Annotated in this window: 16 protein-coding genes and 1 riboswitch; of the genes, 12 read left to right on the top strand and 4 right to left on the bottom strand. The window is 65.3% G+C overall.

Features of this window, described 5'->3' with window-relative positions:
* The first annotated feature begins 13 nt into the window (after positions 1-13).
* From VIM12_RS08310 to VIM12_RS08330, 5 genes are all read left to right on the top strand, one after another.
* Positions 14-907, top strand: coding sequence for a M14 family zinc carboxypeptidase (locus VIM12_RS08310; protein ID WP_331941148.1), 894 nt, complete (start codon positions 14-16; stop codon positions 905-907).
* Positions 908-937: 30 nt separating this feature from the next.
* A riboswitch (S-adenosyl-L-homocysteine riboswitch) is annotated at positions 938-1,013 on the top strand.
* Between the two features lie 33 nt (positions 1,014-1,046).
* Positions 1,047-2,483 carry an adenosylhomocysteinase gene (ahcY, locus tag VIM12_RS08315; protein ID WP_331941149.1) on the top strand — a complete coding sequence of 479 codons (1,437 nt, stop codon included), beginning with the start codon at positions 1,047-1,049 and terminating at the stop codon, positions 2,481-2,483.
* 124 nt (positions 2,484-2,607) lie between these two features.
* Entirely contained in the window at positions 2,608-2,958 is a 351-nt protein-coding gene (locus tag VIM12_RS08320; protein WP_331941150.1) for a phage holin family protein, read from the top strand.
* Positions 2,951-3,790, top strand: a complete 840-nt coding sequence (gene metF, locus VIM12_RS08325; protein WP_331941151.1) for a methylenetetrahydrofolate reductase [NAD(P)H] — start codon at positions 2,951-2,953, stop codon at positions 3,788-3,790. The genes VIM12_RS08320 and metF overlap by 8 nt, the downstream gene beginning before the upstream one ends.
* A 183-nt stretch (positions 3,791-3,973) precedes the next feature.
* On the top strand, positions 3,974-5,467 hold the full coding sequence (locus VIM12_RS08330) for a methyl-accepting chemotaxis protein (RefSeq protein WP_331941152.1): 1,494 nt from the start codon (positions 3,974-3,976) through the stop codon (positions 5,465-5,467).
* On the opposite strand, the gene VIM12_RS08335 is transcribed toward VIM12_RS08330, so the two are convergent.
* Positions 5,464-6,012, bottom strand: coding sequence for a 5-formyltetrahydrofolate cyclo-ligase (locus VIM12_RS08335; protein ID WP_331941153.1), 549 nt, complete (start codon positions 6,010-6,012; stop codon positions 5,464-5,466). The genes VIM12_RS08330 and VIM12_RS08335 overlap by 4 nt on opposite strands.
* Before the next feature lie 76 nt (positions 6,013-6,088).
* On the opposite strand from VIM12_RS08335, the gene VIM12_RS08340 reads away from it, so the two are divergent.
* The 3 genes from VIM12_RS08340 (at position 6,089) to VIM12_RS08350 (ending at position 10,116) form a co-directional block, all read left to right on the top strand.
* A complete protein-coding gene (locus VIM12_RS08340; protein WP_331941154.1) occupies positions 6,089-8,044 on the top strand; it encodes a lytic transglycosylase domain-containing protein in 1,956 nt (651 codons plus the stop codon).
* A gap of 124 nt (positions 8,045-8,168) precedes the next feature.
* A complete protein-coding gene (locus VIM12_RS08345) occupies positions 8,169-8,882 on the top strand; it encodes a glutathione S-transferase family protein (RefSeq protein ID WP_331941155.1) in 714 nt (237 codons plus the stop codon).
* A gap of 10 nt (positions 8,883-8,892) precedes the next feature.
* Positions 8,893-10,116 (top strand): multifunctional CCA addition/repair protein, encoded by a 1,224-nt coding sequence (locus tag VIM12_RS08350; RefSeq protein WP_331941156.1) that lies wholly within the window; start codon positions 8,893-8,895, stop codon positions 10,114-10,116.
* A gap of 37 nt (positions 10,117-10,153) precedes the next feature.
* Here VIM12_RS08350 and VIM12_RS08355 read toward each other — a convergent pair whose 3' ends face one another.
* A complete protein-coding gene (locus VIM12_RS08355) occupies positions 10,154-11,287 on the bottom strand; it encodes an ABC transporter substrate-binding protein (protein ID WP_331941157.1) in 1,134 nt (377 codons plus the stop codon).
* A gap of 255 nt (positions 11,288-11,542) precedes the next feature.
* Between VIM12_RS08355 and VIM12_RS08360 the strand changes: the two genes are divergently transcribed.
* Positions 11,543-12,205 carry a GNAT family N-acetyltransferase gene (locus tag VIM12_RS08360; protein ID WP_331941158.1) on the top strand — a complete coding sequence of 221 codons (663 nt, stop codon included), beginning with the start codon at positions 11,543-11,545 and terminating at the stop codon, positions 12,203-12,205.
* Positions 12,206-12,214: 9 nt separating this feature from the next.
* Here the strand turns inward: VIM12_RS08360 and VIM12_RS08365 are convergent, their stop codons facing one another.
* On the bottom strand, positions 12,215-12,706 hold the full coding sequence (locus tag VIM12_RS08365) for an Lrp/AsnC family transcriptional regulator (protein WP_331941159.1): 492 nt from the start codon (positions 12,704-12,706) through the stop codon (positions 12,215-12,217).
* A 177-nt stretch (positions 12,707-12,883) separates the two neighbouring features.
* Between VIM12_RS08365 and phhA the strand changes: the two genes are divergently transcribed.
* A complete protein-coding gene (gene phhA / locus VIM12_RS08370; protein WP_331941160.1) occupies positions 12,884-13,768 on the top strand; it encodes a phenylalanine 4-monooxygenase in 885 nt (294 codons plus the stop codon).
* Positions 13,769-13,790: 22 nt separating this feature from the next.
* Here phhA and VIM12_RS08375 read toward each other — a convergent pair whose 3' ends face one another.
* Entirely contained in the window at positions 13,791-14,081 is a 291-nt protein-coding gene (locus VIM12_RS08375; RefSeq protein ID WP_331941161.1) for a hypothetical protein, read from the bottom strand.
* A gap of 246 nt (positions 14,082-14,327) precedes the next feature.
* Between VIM12_RS08375 and VIM12_RS08380 the strand changes: the two genes are divergently transcribed.
* Positions 14,328-17,957: an indolepyruvate ferredoxin oxidoreductase family protein gene (locus tag VIM12_RS08380; RefSeq protein ID WP_331941162.1), complete on the top strand. Its 3,630-nt coding sequence runs from the start codon at positions 14,328-14,330 to the stop codon at positions 17,955-17,957.
* Positions 17,958-18,032: 75 nt separating this feature from the next.
* Positions 18,033-18,578 (top strand): nucleotidyltransferase family protein, encoded by a 546-nt coding sequence (locus tag VIM12_RS08385; RefSeq protein WP_331941163.1) that lies wholly within the window; start codon positions 18,033-18,035, stop codon positions 18,576-18,578.
* Positions 18,579-18,840 lie beyond the last annotated feature (262 nt).

Consider the following 18,840-nt stretch of genomic DNA (forward strand, 5'->3'; position numbering starts at 1 on the left):
CGGGCCTGGCCGGATGCTGCGTCCCCTGGGACTTGCCGTTTTACTGGCGGCCGCTTGCGCTGTCGGGCCGGCGGCAGCCGAGTCCGCGCCGCCGGCTTCTCCCGCAGAGTGGTGCAAGCGCCTGACCCAGCGCCTCCCCGGCGTTTCCCAGCAGGACTGCGAACGCGCCCAGCTCGCGCCGAGCGGGGCGGTGTCGCGCAACGGCTTTCCGATCCTGACCCGTGCGGTGCCGCCGAAAAGCGGCAAGAAGGATGCGCTGCGGGTCCTGCTGCTCGGAGGCATACACGGCGACGAGCTGACGGCGGCCGCCATCGTCTTCGAATGGATGCAATGGCTGCAGGGGCCGCAGGCGCAGGAAATGCACTGGCATGTTGCGCCGGTCGTCAATCCGGACGGCCTGCTCGCGGCCAAGCCCCAGCGCGTCAATGCCAACGGTGTCGACCTCAACCGCAATTTCCCGACGCCCGGCTGGGAGCGGGATGCCAAGCACTACTGGGTCAAGACCACCGGCCGCGATCCGCGCCGCTTTCCCGGACAGACGCCCCTTTCCGAGCCGGAATCGCGCTGGCTGGACGAGGAAATGGACCGGTTCAGGCCGGACGTGATCATCTCGGTCCATGCGCCGTTCGGGGTGCTTGATCTCGACGGGCCCGCCAAGGCGCCGCGCAGGTTCGGGCGGCTCCATTTCAGCCGTGTCGGTGTCTATCCCGGCTCGCTGGGCAACTACGGCGGCATGCACAAGAATGTCCCGGTCATCACCATCGAGCTGCCGAACGCGCTGGAAATGCCGGCGAAGGCGGAGGTCCGGCGCATCTGGGTCGACATGGTCGAATGGATCGTGCGCAGCGTGCCGCAGGGCGGCGCGGTCCAGCGCGTCTCGACGCGGACAGAAGCGCACTCCCACTGATTTTTTCGCACAGGCCGGGGTATAATCCGCGGTTCCAAGGAGCGTTGCAGCATCGCCGCCCGGCGATGTCAGGCTTGGAGATCACACGCAACGGCGCTCACGTTACTTTTTTCTATCTTCAACAGGAAAGGAGGGCGTGATGAGCGCCGTTATTTCAACATCTGCCGATGCGTCGGCAACCGCTTCCCAGGACTACTTCGTCGCCGACCTCGGCCTGGCCGATTGGGGCCGCAAGGAAATCAAGATTGCCGAGACGGAAATGCCCGGCCTGATGGCAATCCGCGAGGAATACGCCGCCGCGCAGCCGCTGAAAGGCGCGCGCATCACCGGTTCGCTCCACATGACGATCCAGACCGCGGTGCTGATCCAGACGCTGGAAGCGCTCGGCGCGCAGGTGCGCTGGGCATCGTGCAACATCTATTCGACCCAGGACCATGCCGCCGCGGCGATCGCCGCCAATGGCACGCCAGTGTTCGCTTTCAAGGGTGAATCCCTGGACGAGTACTGGGAGTTCACCCACCGCATCTTCGAATGGAAGGACGGCGGCTATTCCAACATGATCCTCGATGACGGCGGCGATGCCACGCTGCTTCTGCACCTCGGCACGCGCGCCGAGAAGGACCAGTCCGTGCTGGCGAACCCGGATTCCGAGGAGGCGACCTGCCTGTTCAACTCGATCCGCAAGCGCCTGGCCATCGATCCCACCTGGTATTCGACCCGCCTGGCCCAGGTCAAGGGCGTGACCGAAGAGACCACCACCGGCGTGCACCGCCTGTACCAGATGCACAAGGAAGGCAAGCTCGCCTTCCCGGCGATCAACGTCAACGACTCGGTCACCAAATCCAAGTTCGACAATCTCTATGGCTGCCGGGAGTCCCTGGTGGACGGCATCAAGCGTGCCACCGACGTCATGGTCGCGGGCAAGATCGCGGTCGTCTGCGGTTACGGCGACGTGGGCAAGGGGTCGGCGCAGGCACTGCGCGCGCTGTCGGCGCAGGTGTGGGTGACCGAGGTGGATCCGATCTGCGCCCTGCAGGCGGCAATGGAAGGCTATCGCGTCGTGACCATGGAGTACGCGGCGGAGCACGGCGACATCTTCGTCACCGCAACCGGCAACTACCACGTGATCACCCACGACCACATGAAGCGGATGAAGGACCAGGCGATCGTCTGCAACATCGGCCACTTCGACAATGAAATCGAAGTCGCCGCATTGCGCCAGTACACCTGGGAGAACATCAAGCCGCAGGTCGACCATGTGATCTTCCCCGACGGCAAGCGCATCATCCTGCTGGCCGAAGGCCGACTGGTCAACCTTGGTTGCGGCACCGGCCATCCGTCCTACGTGATGAGCTCCTCGTTCGCGAACCAGACGATTGCGCAGATCGAGCTGTACACCAATACGGCCGCGTATCCGGTCGGCGTCTACACCCTGCCGAAACACCTCGACGAAAAGGTCGCGCGCCTGCAGCTCAAGAAGCTCAATGCCCAGCTGACCGAGCTGACCGACGAGCAGGCGGCCTATATCGGCGTCGCCAAGCAGGGACCGTACAAGCCGGAACACTACCGCTACTGATGCGGCGCGGCCACGGCGTGCCGCTTTTCGCGGCGTGCCGGTTCCTGCCGCCTCCCGTGCATGCGCCGGCCTGCGATGCCGGCGCATGCAATGTGTTTTCCCGAACCTGAGCAGAGGACTTGCCATGCGTTTGCTGATTACCTGGCTGATCAATGCCGTATCGCTGTTTGCGCTGCCTTACCTGATGCAGTCCATCCGTGTCGAAAGCTTCGTCGTCGCACTGATCGCGGCGCTGGTGCTGGGACTGGTGAACACGCTGGTGCGACCGGTATTGTTTTTCCTGACGCTGCCCGCGACCGTGCTGACGCTCGGCCTGTTCATCTTCGTGCTCAACGCGTTGATGTTCTGGCTGGTCGCCACCTTTGTGGACGGCTTCCAGGTCGCCGGCTTCTGGTCGGCGCTGATCGGCGCGATCCTGTACAGCCTGATTTCGTGGGCGCTGTCCGCCCTCCTGCTCAACTCAAAAAATGACTGACAAAAACTTCAGCATCGAATTCTTCCCGCCGAAGACGCCCGAGGGCGCGGAAAAGCTGCGCGCGGTGCGCGCCCGGCTGGCAGCCCTGCAGCCACGGTATTACTCCGTCACTTTCGGCGCCGGCGGATCCACGCAGCAGGGCACGCTGGAGACGGTGCGCGAGATCAAGGCGGAAGGGCACGACGCCGCTCCCCACCTGTCCTGCATCGGCAGCTCGCGCGAAAGCCTGCGCGCCATCCTCGCCGAGTACAAGGCCAGCGGCATCCGCCGGATCGTCGCCTTGCGCGGCGACCTGCCGAGCGGCTATGGCGCGTTCGGCGAGATCCGGTATGCCAATGAACTGGTGGAATTCATCCGCGCCGAGACCGGCGACTGGTTTCACCTTGAAGTGGCGGCCTACCCCGAGGTGCATCCGCAGGCCAAATCCCCGCAGGACGACCTGCAGAATTTCGTGCGCAAGGTGCGGGCCGGCGCCAATGCCGCGATCACGCAGTATTTCTACAATGCGGACGCCTACTTCCAGTTCATCGACGCCGCCCGCCGCGAAGGGGTCGAGGTGCCGGTGGTCGCCGGCATCATGCCGATCACCAATTACGCGCAGCTGACCCGGTTCTCCGACATGTGCGGCGCCGAGATTCCGCGCTGGATACGGCTCAAGCTGGCCAGTTACGGCGATGACGCCGCGTCGATCAAGGCTTTCGGGCTGGACGTCGTGACACGGCTGTGCGAGCGCCTGCTCGCCGGCGGCGCGCCCGGACTCCACTTCTATACCCTGAACCAGGCCAACGCCACCCTGGAAATCTGTCGCCGCCTCGGTCTTTCCGGCGGCTGACAGACCGCCGCCGTCCGGACTGCAGGTGTTGCGTTTACCTGTACGTCCGGCATGAATTTTCATTTCCGGTACCCTTTCCGTGCGGAAACGAACTATTATTTCGTTTGACCGTGCCCGCGCACGTGCCGCTCTATGGAACGCGGTTTTTGCTGTCAGCCGCGAGAAGAAAAGGGAGACCCGACGATGAAATTTTTTAGACTTGGTATGGCGGCACGCCTGTACGCCGCGTTTGCTGCCGTGCTGGCCCTGGTTGCCGTCCTGCTTGCGGTCGCGGCTGCCAACACCAGTGGCGACGCCAACAGCCTGGTGCTCGGCTGCGGCATACCGGTGCTGCTCCTGGTGGCCGTGACCGGCTGGTGGGCAATCCGGGCGACCATCGGCTCGCTGCAGGAAGTCCTCTCCACCGCGGAGCGCCTCAGTGCCGGCGACCTGACGATACACGTTGACGCCGCGGGCGACGACGAGATCGGCCGCCTGATGAAGGCGCTGGGCGAACTCAAGGACCGGGTGTTCAAGATCGTCGGCAACGTCCGCGCCGGCACCACGACCGTCGCCACCACCTCGTCCCAGATCAACCGCGACAACACCGCGCTCTCCACCCGGACCGAGACACAGACGGCGTCCCTGGAAACCACCGCATCCTCCCTGGAAGAGCTGACCTCGACCGTCAAGCACAATGCCGACAACGCACAGCAGGCCAACCAGCTGGTGGCATCGGCAGCCGGACTCGCGACCCGCGGCGGCGAAGTGGTGGGGCAGGTGGTCGACACGATGGGATCGATCAAGGACAGTTCACGCAAGATCGTCGACATCATCAGCGTGATCGACGGGATCGCCTTCCAGACCAATATCCTGGCGCTCAATGCGGCGGTGGAAGCCGCCCGTGCGGGCGAGCAGGGCCGCGGCTTCGCCGTGGTCGCCAGCGAGGTGCGCACCCTCGCACAGCGTTCGGCCAGCGCCGCCAAGGAAATCAAGGAACTGATCGTCGACTCGGTGGAGAAGGTCGACGCCGGCAACAAGCTGGTCGACGAGGCGGGCAAGACGATGGGCGACATCGTGCAGGCGGTGCAGCATGTCGCCTCCCTGATCCGCGACATCAGCGAAGCCAGCCGCGAGCAGAGCATCGGCATCGAGTCGGTCAACCAGGCCGTCACCGAGATCGACACCATGGTCCAGCAGAACGGCATCTTGCTGCAGGACGCGATGAAGACCGCCGGCAGCCTGAACGAGCAGGCCGTGTCGCTGCTGCAGTCTGTGGCCGGATTCAACCTCGGCTCGCGGGAGTACGGCGACCGCGACGAGGCGATCGCCCTGGTGAAGCAGGGCGTCGCCTTCATGAAGCAGCACGGCCGCGAAGCGCTGATCGCCGAGATCAACAAGCTCGGCAAGGGGCAGTTCATCGACCGCGACCTCTACCTCAGCGCCTACAGCTGCGAGAATCACCAGGTGATCGCGCACGGCAGCAATCCGCGCGTGATCGGCGCCGACGGCTCGCAGAGCAAGGACACCGACGGCAAGTTCTTCATTCGGGAAATGATCGCGACCGCGAAGAGCAAGGGATCGGGCTGGGTCGAATACAAGTGGGCGCACCCGGTCACCAATGCAAACGAAGTGAAGAACTCCTACTTCGAACGTTGCGGCGACCTGTCCATCGCTTGCGGCGTGTACAAGCGTTAGGCCTGCTCGGTGATGATCGTGTCGAGCGCGACGTCGAAGGCGTCGGGCTCGAAGCGCACCCGTGCGCTTGCATAGGCGATCCCCGCGGTCTTCGGTCGCGGCGCCTGCGCCAGCGTGCGGTCGTAGTATCCCCCTCCGTAGCCCAGCCTGTAGCCGGCTTCGTTGAAGCCGACGCAGGGCACCAGCAACGCCTCGGGCACGCATTCCACTCCTGACACCGGTACCGGCACGCCATGCGCGTCCCTGCGTGTCGGCTCGCCCGGCCGCCATGCGACGAAGACCAGCGGCCGCGTTGCGCTCGTGACGGTCGGCAGCGCCAGCCGCACGCCGCGCGCGTCCAGCTCCGCATAGGCGTGATGCAGTTGCGGTTCGCTGCGGATCGGCCAGTAGACGCCGAGCGTGCGGACGCCGTGGCGCGCGCACCAGGCGAGCACGTTGCTGCCGATCGCCGCGTCCCAGACATGCCGAACTTCGGGAGCGATCGCTTGTCTCTGTGCAAGCAGCATGGCCCGCAGGCCGGCTTTTGTCGAGGTGTCATCAGGCATGGCGGGGTGCGATCACTAGGGTTACGCATGCTATTCTAAAAGCCGTTGTCCCGACTTAACTGAGAAAGCATTCTTGATGTTTCCAACAAAATGGATTGCCGGCGCCGCGCTCGCAACCGCGTCCATCGCCCTCGTCGCGCCGCAGGCACAGGCAAAGAAGCCGGTTGCCGCTTCCGCCTTCGCCAGCGACGACGACGTCTTCCTCGCTTTGCGCGATGCGTCCCGCAGCAATGACGCCGCGCGTGCCGCGGAGCTGGCCGGGCGCCTTGGCAATTATGCCATTCCTTCCTATGTCGATTATTTCCGCCTGCGCCCGCGCCTGGCGACCGCATCAGAGCAGGAGATCCGCGACTACCTGACACGGTACGACGGCCAGGCGATCGCCGACCGGCTGCGCAACGACTGGCTGCTGGACCTGGGCCGCAACCGCAACTGGACCCTGTTCGACGAGCAGTACCCGTTGTTCGTGCTGAATGACGATACCCAGCTGAAGTGCTACGCCCTGATGTCGAAGGCATTGAAAGGCCAGGACGTGGCGGCGGAGGCGCGCGCGCTCCTGACGACGCCGCAGCAGTACGGCGAGGCCTGCCCGGCACTCATCGCGACCCTGGTCGAGAACGGCCAGTTCACGGTGGAGGACGTCTGGTCCCAGGTACGGCTCGCATCCGAGCTTGACGCGGCTGCGGTCGCCCGCCGGATCGCGCCCCTGACCGACGCCAACGAGACCACGCTGATGCAGGCCTTCGACCGGCCGGCCGCGGTCCTGGCGCGCGGACCCGGGAAGACGCGGGCCGCCCACGAGACCTTCATCGTCGCGCTCGGGCGCACGGCCCGCAACGATATCGATGCGGCGATCAAGGCGCTCACCGCCGGGGCGGACAACCTGAACGGGAAGGAGCGGGCCAACGCCTGGGCGCAGGTCGCCTATGCCGCCTCCTTCAAGCTGCTGCCCGAGGCCCCGGTGTTCTGGCGCCGCACCGAGGACATCGCGCTCTCGCCGGAGGCGCACCGCCGCAAGGCGAGGATGGCACTTCGCGCCGGCGAGTGGAAGCAATTGCGCGAGGCGATCGAGGCGATGCCCGCGTCGCTGCGCAGCGAGCCCGCATGGATCTACTGGCTGGGCCGGGCGTTTCGCGTCGAGGGCCGCAAGGACGAGGCGAACCGGCTGTTCGAATCGCTCTCCGGCCAGACCGGGTTCTACGGCCAGCTTGCGCTGGAGGAGCTGGGGCGGCCCGTCACGCTGCCGCCGCGGCCGCAGCCCTTGAGCGCGGAAGAGGTGGCCGTCATGGCGAACAACGCCGGCCTGCGCCGCGCCCTCAAGTTCTTCGACATGAACCTGCGTTTCGAGGGCGTGCGGGAATGGAACTGGGAACTGCGCAGGATGAACGACCGGGAGCTGCTTGCGGCCGCCGAGTTTGCGCGCCAGAAGAACGTGCTCGACCGCATGGTCAACACCTCCGACCGGACCAAGGCCGAGCTGGACTTCACCCAGCGTTTCCCAATGCCGTTCCGTGACGTCATGAGCGCCGCCACCGAGCGTATCCAGCTCGACATGGCGTGGGTGTACGGCCTGATCAGGCAGGAGTCGCGGTTCGTGCAAAACGCCCGTTCGCATGTCGGCGCATCCGGCCTCATGCAGCTGATGCCGGCCACCGCCAAATGGGTGGCGCGCAAGATCGGCCTCAGCGATTTCTCGCCGCAGCAGGTGAACGAGATCGGCACCAATGTCACGCTCGGCACCAACTACCTGAACATGGTGCTCAACGATCTCGAGGGTTCGCAGGCGATGGCGACCGCCGCGTATAACGCGGGCCCCGGGCGCCCGCGCGCCTGGCGCTCGACCCTGTCGCGGCCGGTGGAGGGCGCCGTGTTCGCCGAGTCGATCCCGTTCTCGGAGACCCGCGACTACGTGAAGAACGTGCTGTCCAATGCCACCTATTACGCGGCCCTGCTCGAAGGCAAGCCGCAGTCGCTGAAGGCACGCCTCGGCACGATCGCTCCCCAGGGCTATTCGCCCAGCGAACTCCCCTGAGTCGCAGAACGGGCGGCAGTGCCGCCCGTTCCTTCCATTCTTCCTTCCTGTTTGCAAACGCCGGCAAAAGCTTTATCCTCGAAGACCGCCCCCCGCGGGCATTTTCCAGCTTCGGACCCGACGCATGCAAAGCACTGAACTCGACCCGACCCTTTCCCAGACCCTCGACGCAGCAGGCCGCGCCGGGCTGAAACTCGTCATCGGCAACAAGAACTACTCGTCCTGGTCGATGCGGCCATGGCTGGCGCTGAAAGCCTTCGGCATTCCGTTCGAGGAGGTGCGGGTCCTGCTCGGCCAGCCCGACAGCTCGTCGCGCATTGCCGCCTACTCGACGGCGGGCCGCGTCCCGGTGCTGATCGACGGTCAGACCACGGTGTGGGATTCGCTCGCGATCTGCGAGTACCTGGCCGAGCAGTTTCCCGACAAGGGCATGTGGCCGCGCGACCTGGCCGCCCGCGCGCTGGCGCGGTCGATTTGCGCGGAGATGCACTCCGGCTTCACCGCCTTGCGCTCGGCAATGTGGATGAACATCAAGGCCAGCTTTCCCAGCAAGGGGCGCACGCCGGAAGCGCAGTCGGACATTGCCCGCATCTGCGAGCTCTGGGAAGACTGCCTCGCCCGCTCGGGAGGCCGTGGCTTCCTGTTCGGCGACTTCACCATCGCCGACGCCTACTTCGCGCCGGTGGTCATGCGTTTCCGCACCTATGGCGTGTGGCTTGCCCCGACTGTCCAGGCCTACGTCGACCGGGTGGTCGCCCATCCGGCGGTCGCGCAGTGGATGCGCGAGGCGCTGGCCGAAACCGAGTGCCTGGAGAAGTACGACACCTATCCCGAATGATGCGGCAGCAATGAAGACCTATGTCGTCGGCGGCGCGGTGCGCGACGCCCTGCTTGGATTGCCGGTGCAGGATCATGACCACGTGGTGGTCGGGGCGACGCCGGAGCAGATGCTGGCCGCCGGCTTCACGCCGGTGGGCAAGGACTTCCCCGTGTTCCTGCATCCGGAGACGCACGAGGAATACGCGCTGGCGCGGACCGAACGCAAGACCGCGCCGGGCTACAAGGGCTTCCTGTTCCATGCCGACCCCGACGTCACGCTCGAGCAGGACCTGATCCGGCGCGATCTTACGATCAATGCGATGGCCCGTGACGAGGCAGGCACCATCGTCGATCCCTTCGGCGGGCAGCGCGACCTGCAGGCGCGCGTGTTCCGCCATGTGTCGCCGGCCTTTGCCGAGGACCCGGTGCGCATCCTGCGGCTTGCGCGGTTTGCCGCGCGTTTCGACGGCTTTACCGTGGCGCCGGAAACCGAGGGCCTGATGCGCGCGATGGTCGATGCCGGCGAAGTCGACGCGCTGGTGCCGGAGCGCGTCTGGCAGGAGCTGTCGCGCGGCTTGATGGAGCGCAGGCCGTCGCGCATGTTCGCGGTGCTGCGGGCCTGTGGCGCGCTGGCCCGCATCCTGCCTGAACTCGATGCCCTGTGGGGCGTTCCGCAACCGGAGAAACACCATCCCGAGGTGGACACCGGCGTGCATGTGATGATGGTGGTCGACACTGCCGCCGCGTGCGGCTACCCCCTGCCGGTCCGGGTCGCGGCCCTGCTGCACGACCTCGGCAAGGGCGTGACCGCGCCGGAGGAATGGCCGAAGCACCACGGGCATGAGGGTCGCAGCGTCCGGCTGGTCGAGCAGGTCTGCAAGCGGCTGAAGATTCCGAACGATTGCCGCGACCTGGCGGTGATGACCGCGCGCGAGCACGGCAATGTCGGCCGCGCCCTGGCGCTGCGGCCGAACACCATCGTCACGTTGCTGGAGCGCTGTGACGCCTTCCGCAAGCCGCAACGTTTTGCCGGGATGCTGCAGGCCTGCGAGTGCGACCACCGCGGCCGCCTCGGCTTTGGCGAGCGGCCGTTTCCGCAGGCAGGGCACCTGCAAGCCGCCCTGGACGCGGCGCGCTCGGTCAACGCCGGCGACGTGGCCCGCGGGCTTGCGGACAATCCGTCGCGCATTCCGGAGGCGGTCCACGCCGCCCGGGTTGGCGCGGTCGCCGCCGCACTGGCTACGGGGAATTGAATCGCGCGCGCCGCCACCGGGCGGCGCGGCAAGGCGGTCAGCGAATGAAGCGGCCGTCCCTGCCGATCATCGTCAACTCGACGAATTCGCTGCCGGTGTGGTCGTCCGGCCCGTAGGTCACCATCAGGCCGCCGAAGTCCAGCCGCTGCATCGATTCCAGCGCCCGCACGAAACCCTGCCGCGTCGGCTGCGGGCCGGTGCGGCGCAACGCCTCCACCAGCACCTTGGCATTCACGAATCCCTCCATGGCCGCATAGGACACGGTGATCTTGCGCTCCCGGGCCAGCAGGTTGAACTCCTGCCCGAGCGGCGTGCTGATCAAATGCGGCGCCGGCGTGATCTGCGACACGATGACACCGGCACCGGCAGGACCGAGGTCCTTCACGAACGCGTCCGAGGAGTTGTTCGACATGGTCATGATTTGCACCTGGCTACCCTGCGCGCGGATCTCCTTGATGACTTCGATCGTGTTCTTCGCGGAGCTGACGATGATCACCGCCGCCGGCTTCGCCTTGATGACTTCTGCCGCCGCCGCCTTGTAGTTCGGATTGACGCGGGCGAACCTGACCACGCCCGCCGGTTCAAGCTTCTGTGCCGCCATGGCTTTCCTGAAGCCTTCCAGGCCGTCCAGCCCGAAGGCGTCGTCGACATGCAGGATGGCGATCGAGCGCACGCCCACCGTGTTGAAGTGCTCGACCGCGCGTATCACCTCGTCCTGGTATTTCGCGCGGATGTTGAACAGCAGCTTGCGGGCCGGCTGGTGGAACACGGCCGCACCCGTGCTCGGCGCCAGCAGCGGCACGCCATTGGCCTCCAGCAGCGGCAGCAATGCCTGGGTATGCGGCGTTCCCCGCCCCTGGAACATCGCGAAAACGCCGTCTTTCTTGACCAGGATCTCGCCGTTGGCCACCGTCAGCGCCGGGTCGAACTTGTCGTCCAGCGTCTTGAGCGCGATCTTCCGGCCGTGCACGCCGCCCTGCTTGTTGATGTGATCGATATAGGCCTGTGCGCCTTCGTTCACTTCCCTGACCGGGCCGGCGACCGTGCCGGTGACGCCGACGGTTTGTCCGATCAGGATGGAGTTTGCCGTGACACCGGTTTCGGCGCGTGCGGCGAGCAGTGTGCTTCCGCACAGGAGGGCGAGGAGGAATCGCAGGCGCAAGGCTGGCATGTCATTTCTTTCCTGAACAGTGTGAACCATTGTTGATTTGAGGAAATAACGGGACAATTGTGGTTTTTACGTACGTCCCCGTGACACCCGTGCCCGCGCGATTGACGCCACTCAGCTGTACCGGATAAAAGTCGCATCAAGCCGCCCGTTACCGGGAGATCGCCTAGAATGAAGTTTGTGCAGTGCACAAGATGCGGACCCTGCCTTCCTTGCATTCCGCTTCCATCCTTTGATAACCATTTGCCCGGCACGCCCATGGATCCCCTGTCCGCTCCCGAGATTGCTGCCCCCTCCCGTCCGTCCGTCCGGGTCAAGTCGCTGTCGGAGCGCGACCGGCGGCGCCTGCTGATGCACTTTCTCGCCCTGGATGACAGCGACCGCCTGTTGCGTTTCGGGACCGCCCTGCCCGATGAGCTGATCACGCGCTACGTGCAGAAGATCGATTTCTCGCGCGACGCCGTCTTTGGCGTCTATAGCGAGAACCTGCGGCTGATCGGGGTCGGCCACCTGGCTTTCGCGCCACGGGAGACTTCGCCGCTGCTGACGAACGCCACCGTCAAGGAACGCATTGCCGAGTTCGGCGTGTCGGTGCTGCCGGAAGCGCGCGGGCTGGGCGTCGGCTCCAGGCTGTTCGAGCGGGCCGCCATCCATTGCCGCAACGAGGACGTGGATACCCTTTACATGCACTGCCTGGCCACGAACCGGACCATGATCCACATCGCATCCAAGGCCGGCATGCAGATTCATCGCGACTACGGCGAAGCCGACGCCTACCTGCGCCTGACGCCTGCAAGCCCGGGCACGATGCTGGCCGAGGCGGTCGAGGAGCAGTTCGCCGCCATCGATTACGGCCTCAAGGCGAATGCCAAGGCGGCGATGAAATGGTGGCGGCGGCTGCCCGGCATACGGCGGAAGTAGTCCGCCGCTTCAGACCAGCGGCAGCGCGGTGGTGTCCTTGATCCGCTGCAGCGCGAAGCTCGACCGTACGTCAAGCACCGCCGGATGCTTGAGCAGCGTCTCCATCATGAAGTGGGAGAAATGCTCCATGTCCTCCACGTGCACCCGCAGCAAAAAATCCATCTCCCCGGTCATCGCATAGCACGCGACCACCTCCGGCCATGCGGCAACCGAGGCGGAAAAATGGGTGCGGGGCGAGCGGCTGGCGGCACCCGGCACCTCGCTGTGCTTCTCCAGCCGCACATTCACATAGGCGAGCAGGCCGAGCCCGATCTTGTCCGGATCGAGCAGGGCGACGTACTGCCGGATCACTCCCGACTCCTCGAGCTGCTTGATCCGCCGCAGGCAGGGCGAGGGCGACAGGTTCACCCGTTCCGCCAGCTCCTGGTTGCTCAGCCGGCCTTCCGCCTGCAGGATCGCAAGGATCTTGCGGTCCGTCTTGTCGAGTTTGATGCTTGGCATGTTCATTCAGAATAGGAAAAGAAACAGCAATATTATTGCCAACTTTTGCAAGACGCAGGTTGATTTGGCAATTTTCTGCCTGAAGGCCTTGACTATACTTCCGTCATCCATTTGCCAGGACAACATCGGGAACAACCCGGGCGCGGCAACGACACCAGTTCAAGTGACGGAGACGAGATGAATACAAGCGTGGACCAGGCGGACTTCTTCCGCACCCTGGAAGAGAAATCGGACAACGGCAAGCTGCGCGGCGACTACAGCCAGTGCGACGAGCGCTACGTGGTACGGCAGGACTGGGATGCGTATACGCCCGAGCAGCACGCATTGTGGCGGCGCCTCTACCAGCGCCAGGCAAAGCTAGTCCCCGGCCGTGCATGCCAGGTATTCCTCGACAGCCTGGCGAAGATGGACGCCGCCAACGAGATTCCCCGATTCGACCGCACGACCGAGGCGCTTTACAAGGCCACCGGCTGGGAGCTGGTGGCCGTTCCGGGACTGGTGCCCGACCAGACCTTCTTCGAACATCTCGCCAACCGCCGCTTCCCGGTCACCGTCTGGCTGCGCGAGCCGCACGAATTCGACTACATCGTCGAGCCCGACGTTTTCCACGACTTCTTCGGCCATGTGCCGCTGCTGTTCAACCCGGTGTTTGCCGACTACATGGAGCAGTACGGCAAGGGCGGCCTGAAGGCGAGCCGGCTTGACGGACTGAGCAACCTGTCCCGCCTCTACTGGTACACGGTGGAATTCGGCCTGATCCAGACCGCGGAAGGACTGCGCGCCTACGGCGCCGGCATCCTGTCTTCCGGCGGAGAAGTGGAATACTGCCTGACCGATCCCCGCCCGCGCCGCGTCGCATTCAATGCCGAACGTGTGATGCGCACCCTGTACAAGATCGATTCGTATCAGGAAACCTATTTCGTGATCCGGGATTTCCAGCAGCTGTTTGAAGAGACGGCGCCGGACTTCGCACCGGTGTACGAACGCCTGAAACAGCAGGAAGTACTGGCGGCGAACACGCTGCTTCCCGGCGAGACCGACCTCCCGCCCAATCCGGCCTGACGCCGCGGGCGCGCGCGGTCGCTTAGCTGGAGATCCGGCTGCGCAGGAGCGCCCGGAGTTCGGCAGGCGTCAGCCGTCCGTTGCGGTCGCCGTCGAGGCGGTCGAAGGATTCGACGACATGGCCCATCTTTGCACGCTCCGCTTCCATCTTGCTCAGGCCGCCGTCACCGTCCGCATCGGCGGCGCGGAACTGATCCTGGAAGCGGGCGAGATGGGAAGAGGGACGGGGTGCGGGCACAGCCTGTTCGGTCGCAATCGCGAGGCCGGCGCCGAACAGCGTACCGAAGGCCATGCACAGCAATATCGGATGCATTTTTTCCTCGGAGATACTTTCAACGACCGGTCAACTTTAAGGAGCGCTCCGAAGCTTGACGAAACCATTTACGGCTTGTTACAGCTTCGGGCAAGGTATCGGAATGGTGCAGCGTGCATTGAGCACGACCGGCGCCTGTGCTAATGTCCACGGCGTCAAAAGAATGAACGGCAGGTCCAAAAGATACTGTCGGTTTGACAGCGAGACGATCGCACCCAAGAACACAATTTTTGGCATGGAGACTGAATGAACGCACCCCTCTCCTCCGGACAGCGCCTGCTGCTGGAGAACGTTTCCCTTGATGACAAGTTCACGCTGGAGCGCGGCAGGGCATTCCTGACCGGCACCCAGGCGCTGATCCGGCTGCCGATGATGCAGCGGCAGCGCGACTTGAAGGCAGGGCTCAACACGGCCGGCTACATCACGGGCTACCGCGGCTCGCCGCTGGGCGGCGTCGACATGACCGCCATGAAGGCGCGCAAGTACCTGGAAGCGCACCATGTGAAGTTTCATCCGGGGATGAACGAAGACCTCGCCGCGACCGCGGTCTGGGGCACCCAGCAGGTCAACCTGTTCCCGGGAGCGAAGTACGACGGCGTGTTCTCGATGTGGTACGGCAAGGGACCCGGCGTGGACCGCTGCGGCGACGTGTTCAAGCATGCCAACATGGCGGGCACCGACCGCCACGGCGGGGTGCTGGTGCTGGCGGGCGACGACCACGCCGCCAAGTCCTCCACCACCGCGCACCAGAGCGAACACATCCTCAAGGCCTGCGGCATTCCGGTGCTGTACCCGTCCACCATCCAGGAATACCTCGACTACGGCCTGCACGGCTGGGCGCTGTCGCGCTACACCGGGCTGTGGGTGTCGATGAAATGCGTGACCGACCTGGTCGAGTCCGGCGCCAGTGTCGACCTCGATCCGGAGCGTACGCGCATCGTGCTCCCCGACGACTTCGAGCTGCCGCCCGGCGGCCTCAACATCCGCTATCCCGACGCCGTGCTGGACCAGGAAGCGCGGATGAACAATTTCAAGTGGTATGCGGCGCTGGCCTATGCGCGTGCCAACAAGCTGAACCAGGTCGTCTGGGACAGCCCGCGCGCGCGCATCGGCATCATCACCGCCGGCAAGTCCTACCTCGACACCCGGCAGGCGCTGGCCGATCTCGGCATCGACGAGCAGGTCGCGCACGACATCGGCATCCGCCTGTACAAGATCGGCATGACCTGGCCGCTGGAGGCGGAAGGCGTGCGCGCGTTCGCGCAGGGGCTGGAAGAGATCATCGTGGTCGAGGAAAAGCGTCAGATCCTCGAATACCAGCTCAAGGAAGAGCTGTACAACTGGCGCGACGATGTGCGCCCCCGCGTGGTCGGCAAGTTCGACGATACCGGGGAATGGAGCAGCAACCACCGCGAAGGGCATGGCAACTGGCTGCTGCCGGCGACCTACGAGCTCAATCCTGCGCAGATCGCGCGTGCGATCGCCACCCGCATCTCGAAATACTTTGCAGGACATCCGATCGAGCAGCGGGTGAAGGAGCGGATCGCGTACCTGGAGGCCAAGGAAGCGGTGCTGAAGGCCGGTACCGGAAAGCCCGATCCGGCGCGCGACCGCACCCCGCATTTCTGCTCCGGCTGTCCGCACAACACCTCGACCAAGGTACCGGAAGGCAGCCGCGCGCTGGCCGGCATCGGCTGCCACTACATGGTGCTGTGGATGGACCGCGAGACGTCCACCTTCACCCACATGGGCGCCGAAGGCGTCACCTGGGTTGGCCATGCGCCCTTCACCGAAGAACAGCATGTGTTTTCCAACCTGGGCGACGGCACTTACTTTCATTCCGGTATCCTCGCCATCCGCGCGGCGGTGGCGGCGAAGGTCAACATCACGTACAAGATCCTCTACAACGACGCGGTCGCGATGACCGGCGGCCAGAACGTCGACGGTCCGCTGGATCCGGCGATGATCTCGCGCCAGATCGCCGCCGAAGGCGTGCAGCCCATCGTGGTCGTCACCGACGATCCGGACAAGTATCCGGCCGGGGTCAACTGGGCGCCGGGCGTCACGATCCGCCATCGCGACGAGCTGGACGCGGTGCAGAAGGAGCTGCGCGGGGCCAAGGGCGTGTCCGCCGTCATCTATGACCAGACCTGCGCCTCGGAAAAGCGGCGCCGCCGCAAGAAGATCGGACCGGACGGCAAGCCGGCCTATCCCGATCCGGCCAAGCGCGCGGTGATCAACGAGGCGGTCTGCGAAGGCTGCGGCGACTGCAGCGTGCAGTCGAACTGCCTGTCGGTGGAGCCGCTGGATACCGAATTCGGCCGCAAGCGCCAGATCAACCAGTCCTCGTGCAACAAGGATTTCTCCTGCGTGAAAGGCTTCTGCCCCAGCTTCGTGACGGTCGAGGGCGGCCAGCTCAGGAAGCCGAAGAAAGCCGCAGTCGGCGATGATGCGGGGACGGCAAAGCTGCCCATCCTGCAGGGCAACCGCCTGCCGCAACCGCAGCTGCCCGGGACCGCGCACCCATTCGGCATCATCGTCACCGGCGTCGGCGGCACGGGCGTGATCACCATCGGCCAGATCCTGGCGATGGCCGCGCACCTGGAAGGCAAGGGCGTGTCGGTGCTGGACATGAGCGGCCTTGCCCAGAAAGGCGGACCGGTGATGTCGCACGTGCGCCTGGCGGACCGCCAGGAGGACATCCATTCGACTCGCGTGGGTACCGGCGCGGCCGACCTGGTCATTGGCTGCGATGCCATCGTCACCGCCGGCCGGGACGCCTTGTCGCGCATGGGAGAGGGACGCACCTACGCCGCGGTGAACACCACGGGCACGCCGACGGCGGCGTTCGTGAAGAACCCGGACTGGCAGCATCCGGGCGCGCTTGCCGAGCGCGACATCCAGGCAGCATGCGGCAGCGACCGCGCCGATTTCATCGACGCCGGCAGGGTGGCGACCGCACTGATGGGCGACAGCATCGCGACCAACATGTTCATGCTCGGCTATGCATGGCAAAAGGGATGGGTGCCGCTGTCGGAGGCGGCATTGATCAGGGCGATCGAGCTCAACGATGTATCCGTCGAGTTCAACAAGCAGGCGTTTGTCTGGGGCCGCAACGCGGCGCACGACTGGGCCGCGGTGGAACGCCTGGCCGGACTCAACGGGGTGCAGGCGCAGGTCATCGCGTTCAAGCGCACGCCGTCGCTCGACGACCTGATCCGCTCGCGCAGCGAATACCTGACGAAGTACCAGGATGCCCGCTATGCGGCGCAGTACCGCGACTTCGTCGAGCAGGTGCGGTCGGCGGAGCGCGGCGTCGTGGGCGAGCGCACGCCGCGCCTGACCGAGGCGGTGGCGCGCTACCTGTTCAAGCTCATGGCCTACAAGGACGAGTACGAGGTCGCGCGCCTGCATTCGGACGCGGCGTTCCGGTCCAAGATCGAGGGCATGTTCGAGGGCGACTACAAGGTGAAATTCCACCTTGCGCCGCCGCTCCTGGCACGGCGCGATGCGGATGGCCACCTGGTCAAGCGGGAATTCGGGCCGTGGATGATGAAGGGCTTCGGCCTGCTCGCGAAGTTCCGGTTCCTGCGCGGCACGCCGTTCGACGTGTTCGGCCATACCGCCGAGCGCAAGGGCGAGCGGGCGCTGATTGCCCGTTATCGCGAGACGGTGTTGTCGCTGCTGCCGAAGCTGACGGAGTCCAATGCCTCGGTGGCCGCCGCGATCGCCAGCATTCCGGAGGACATTCGCGGCTTCGGCCACGTGAAGGAGCGGCACCTGAAGGCGGCCATGGAGAAGGAGGCGGCATTGCTGCGGACCTTCTTCGATGGCCCGGCTACGGGCGGGGCCAACCCGTCCCAGCACGCCGCCTGAAGCGGTGCGGAGGCCGCCGCGGCTGGTACGCGGCGGCTTCTCATTTCCTGCATGAGAATCAGCCCGAGAAACACGATGTACGAAGACCTGCTCTCCCGATGGATCGAAGCCGATCCCTTGCGCATGCGCGCCCTCCATCTCGCCTTCGAACTCGATCTTCCCGACTGGTGCATTGCCGCCGGCTTCGTGCGCAACCTGGTGTGGGACAAGTTGCACGGCTTTGCGACGCCGACGCCGCTCGCTGACATCGACCTGGTGTACTTCGATCCTTTCCAGGTCGGACCGGTGCGCGACCGCGAACTCGAGGCGCACCTGGCCACTGTCGATCCGTCCTTGCCCTGGTCGGTGCGCAATCAGGCCCGCATGCACGAGCGCAACGGCGACGCGCCGTATGTGGACACGCTCGATGCGATGCGGCACTGGGTGGAGCTGGAGACCGCCGTCGGGGTACGCCTGAATGCGCAGAAGGAGATCGAGATCGTCTCCGCCTTCGGCCTCGATACGCTGTTCGCAAAGAAGCTGACGCCCAACCGCCTGCGCTACAAGCCTGCGGAATTCAGCGCGCGGCTGAATGGCAAGAACTGGCTGTGGACCTGGCCGCAGCTGCAGGTCGATGCTTGAGCATGGTGTGAACGCGCCCCGGATTCTGGCGCCCGTTCGGTCGAGCTGGTACTTCAGGGCCGACAGAGCGCGTAGTCCTTGACGTCGTCAAGTCCCCCGTTTTCTAAGAACCGATTCGATGAACGCCGCCGGACGAAATTCCGGCACGTCGACAACATTGCCCCGCTTTCCTGCGTCCGCGCAGGATGTCCCGCTGTCAGCACGGCACAATGGGCCCGTGCATAGTACAAGCGAGGAGACGTGGTGGAGGCGGGCGAGCAAC

The sequence above is a fragment of the Noviherbaspirillum sp. genome, from assembly GCF_036563305.1.
In the GTDB taxonomy this organism is placed as follows: Bacteria; Pseudomonadota; Gammaproteobacteria; order Burkholderiales; family Burkholderiaceae_D; genus Noviherbaspirillum.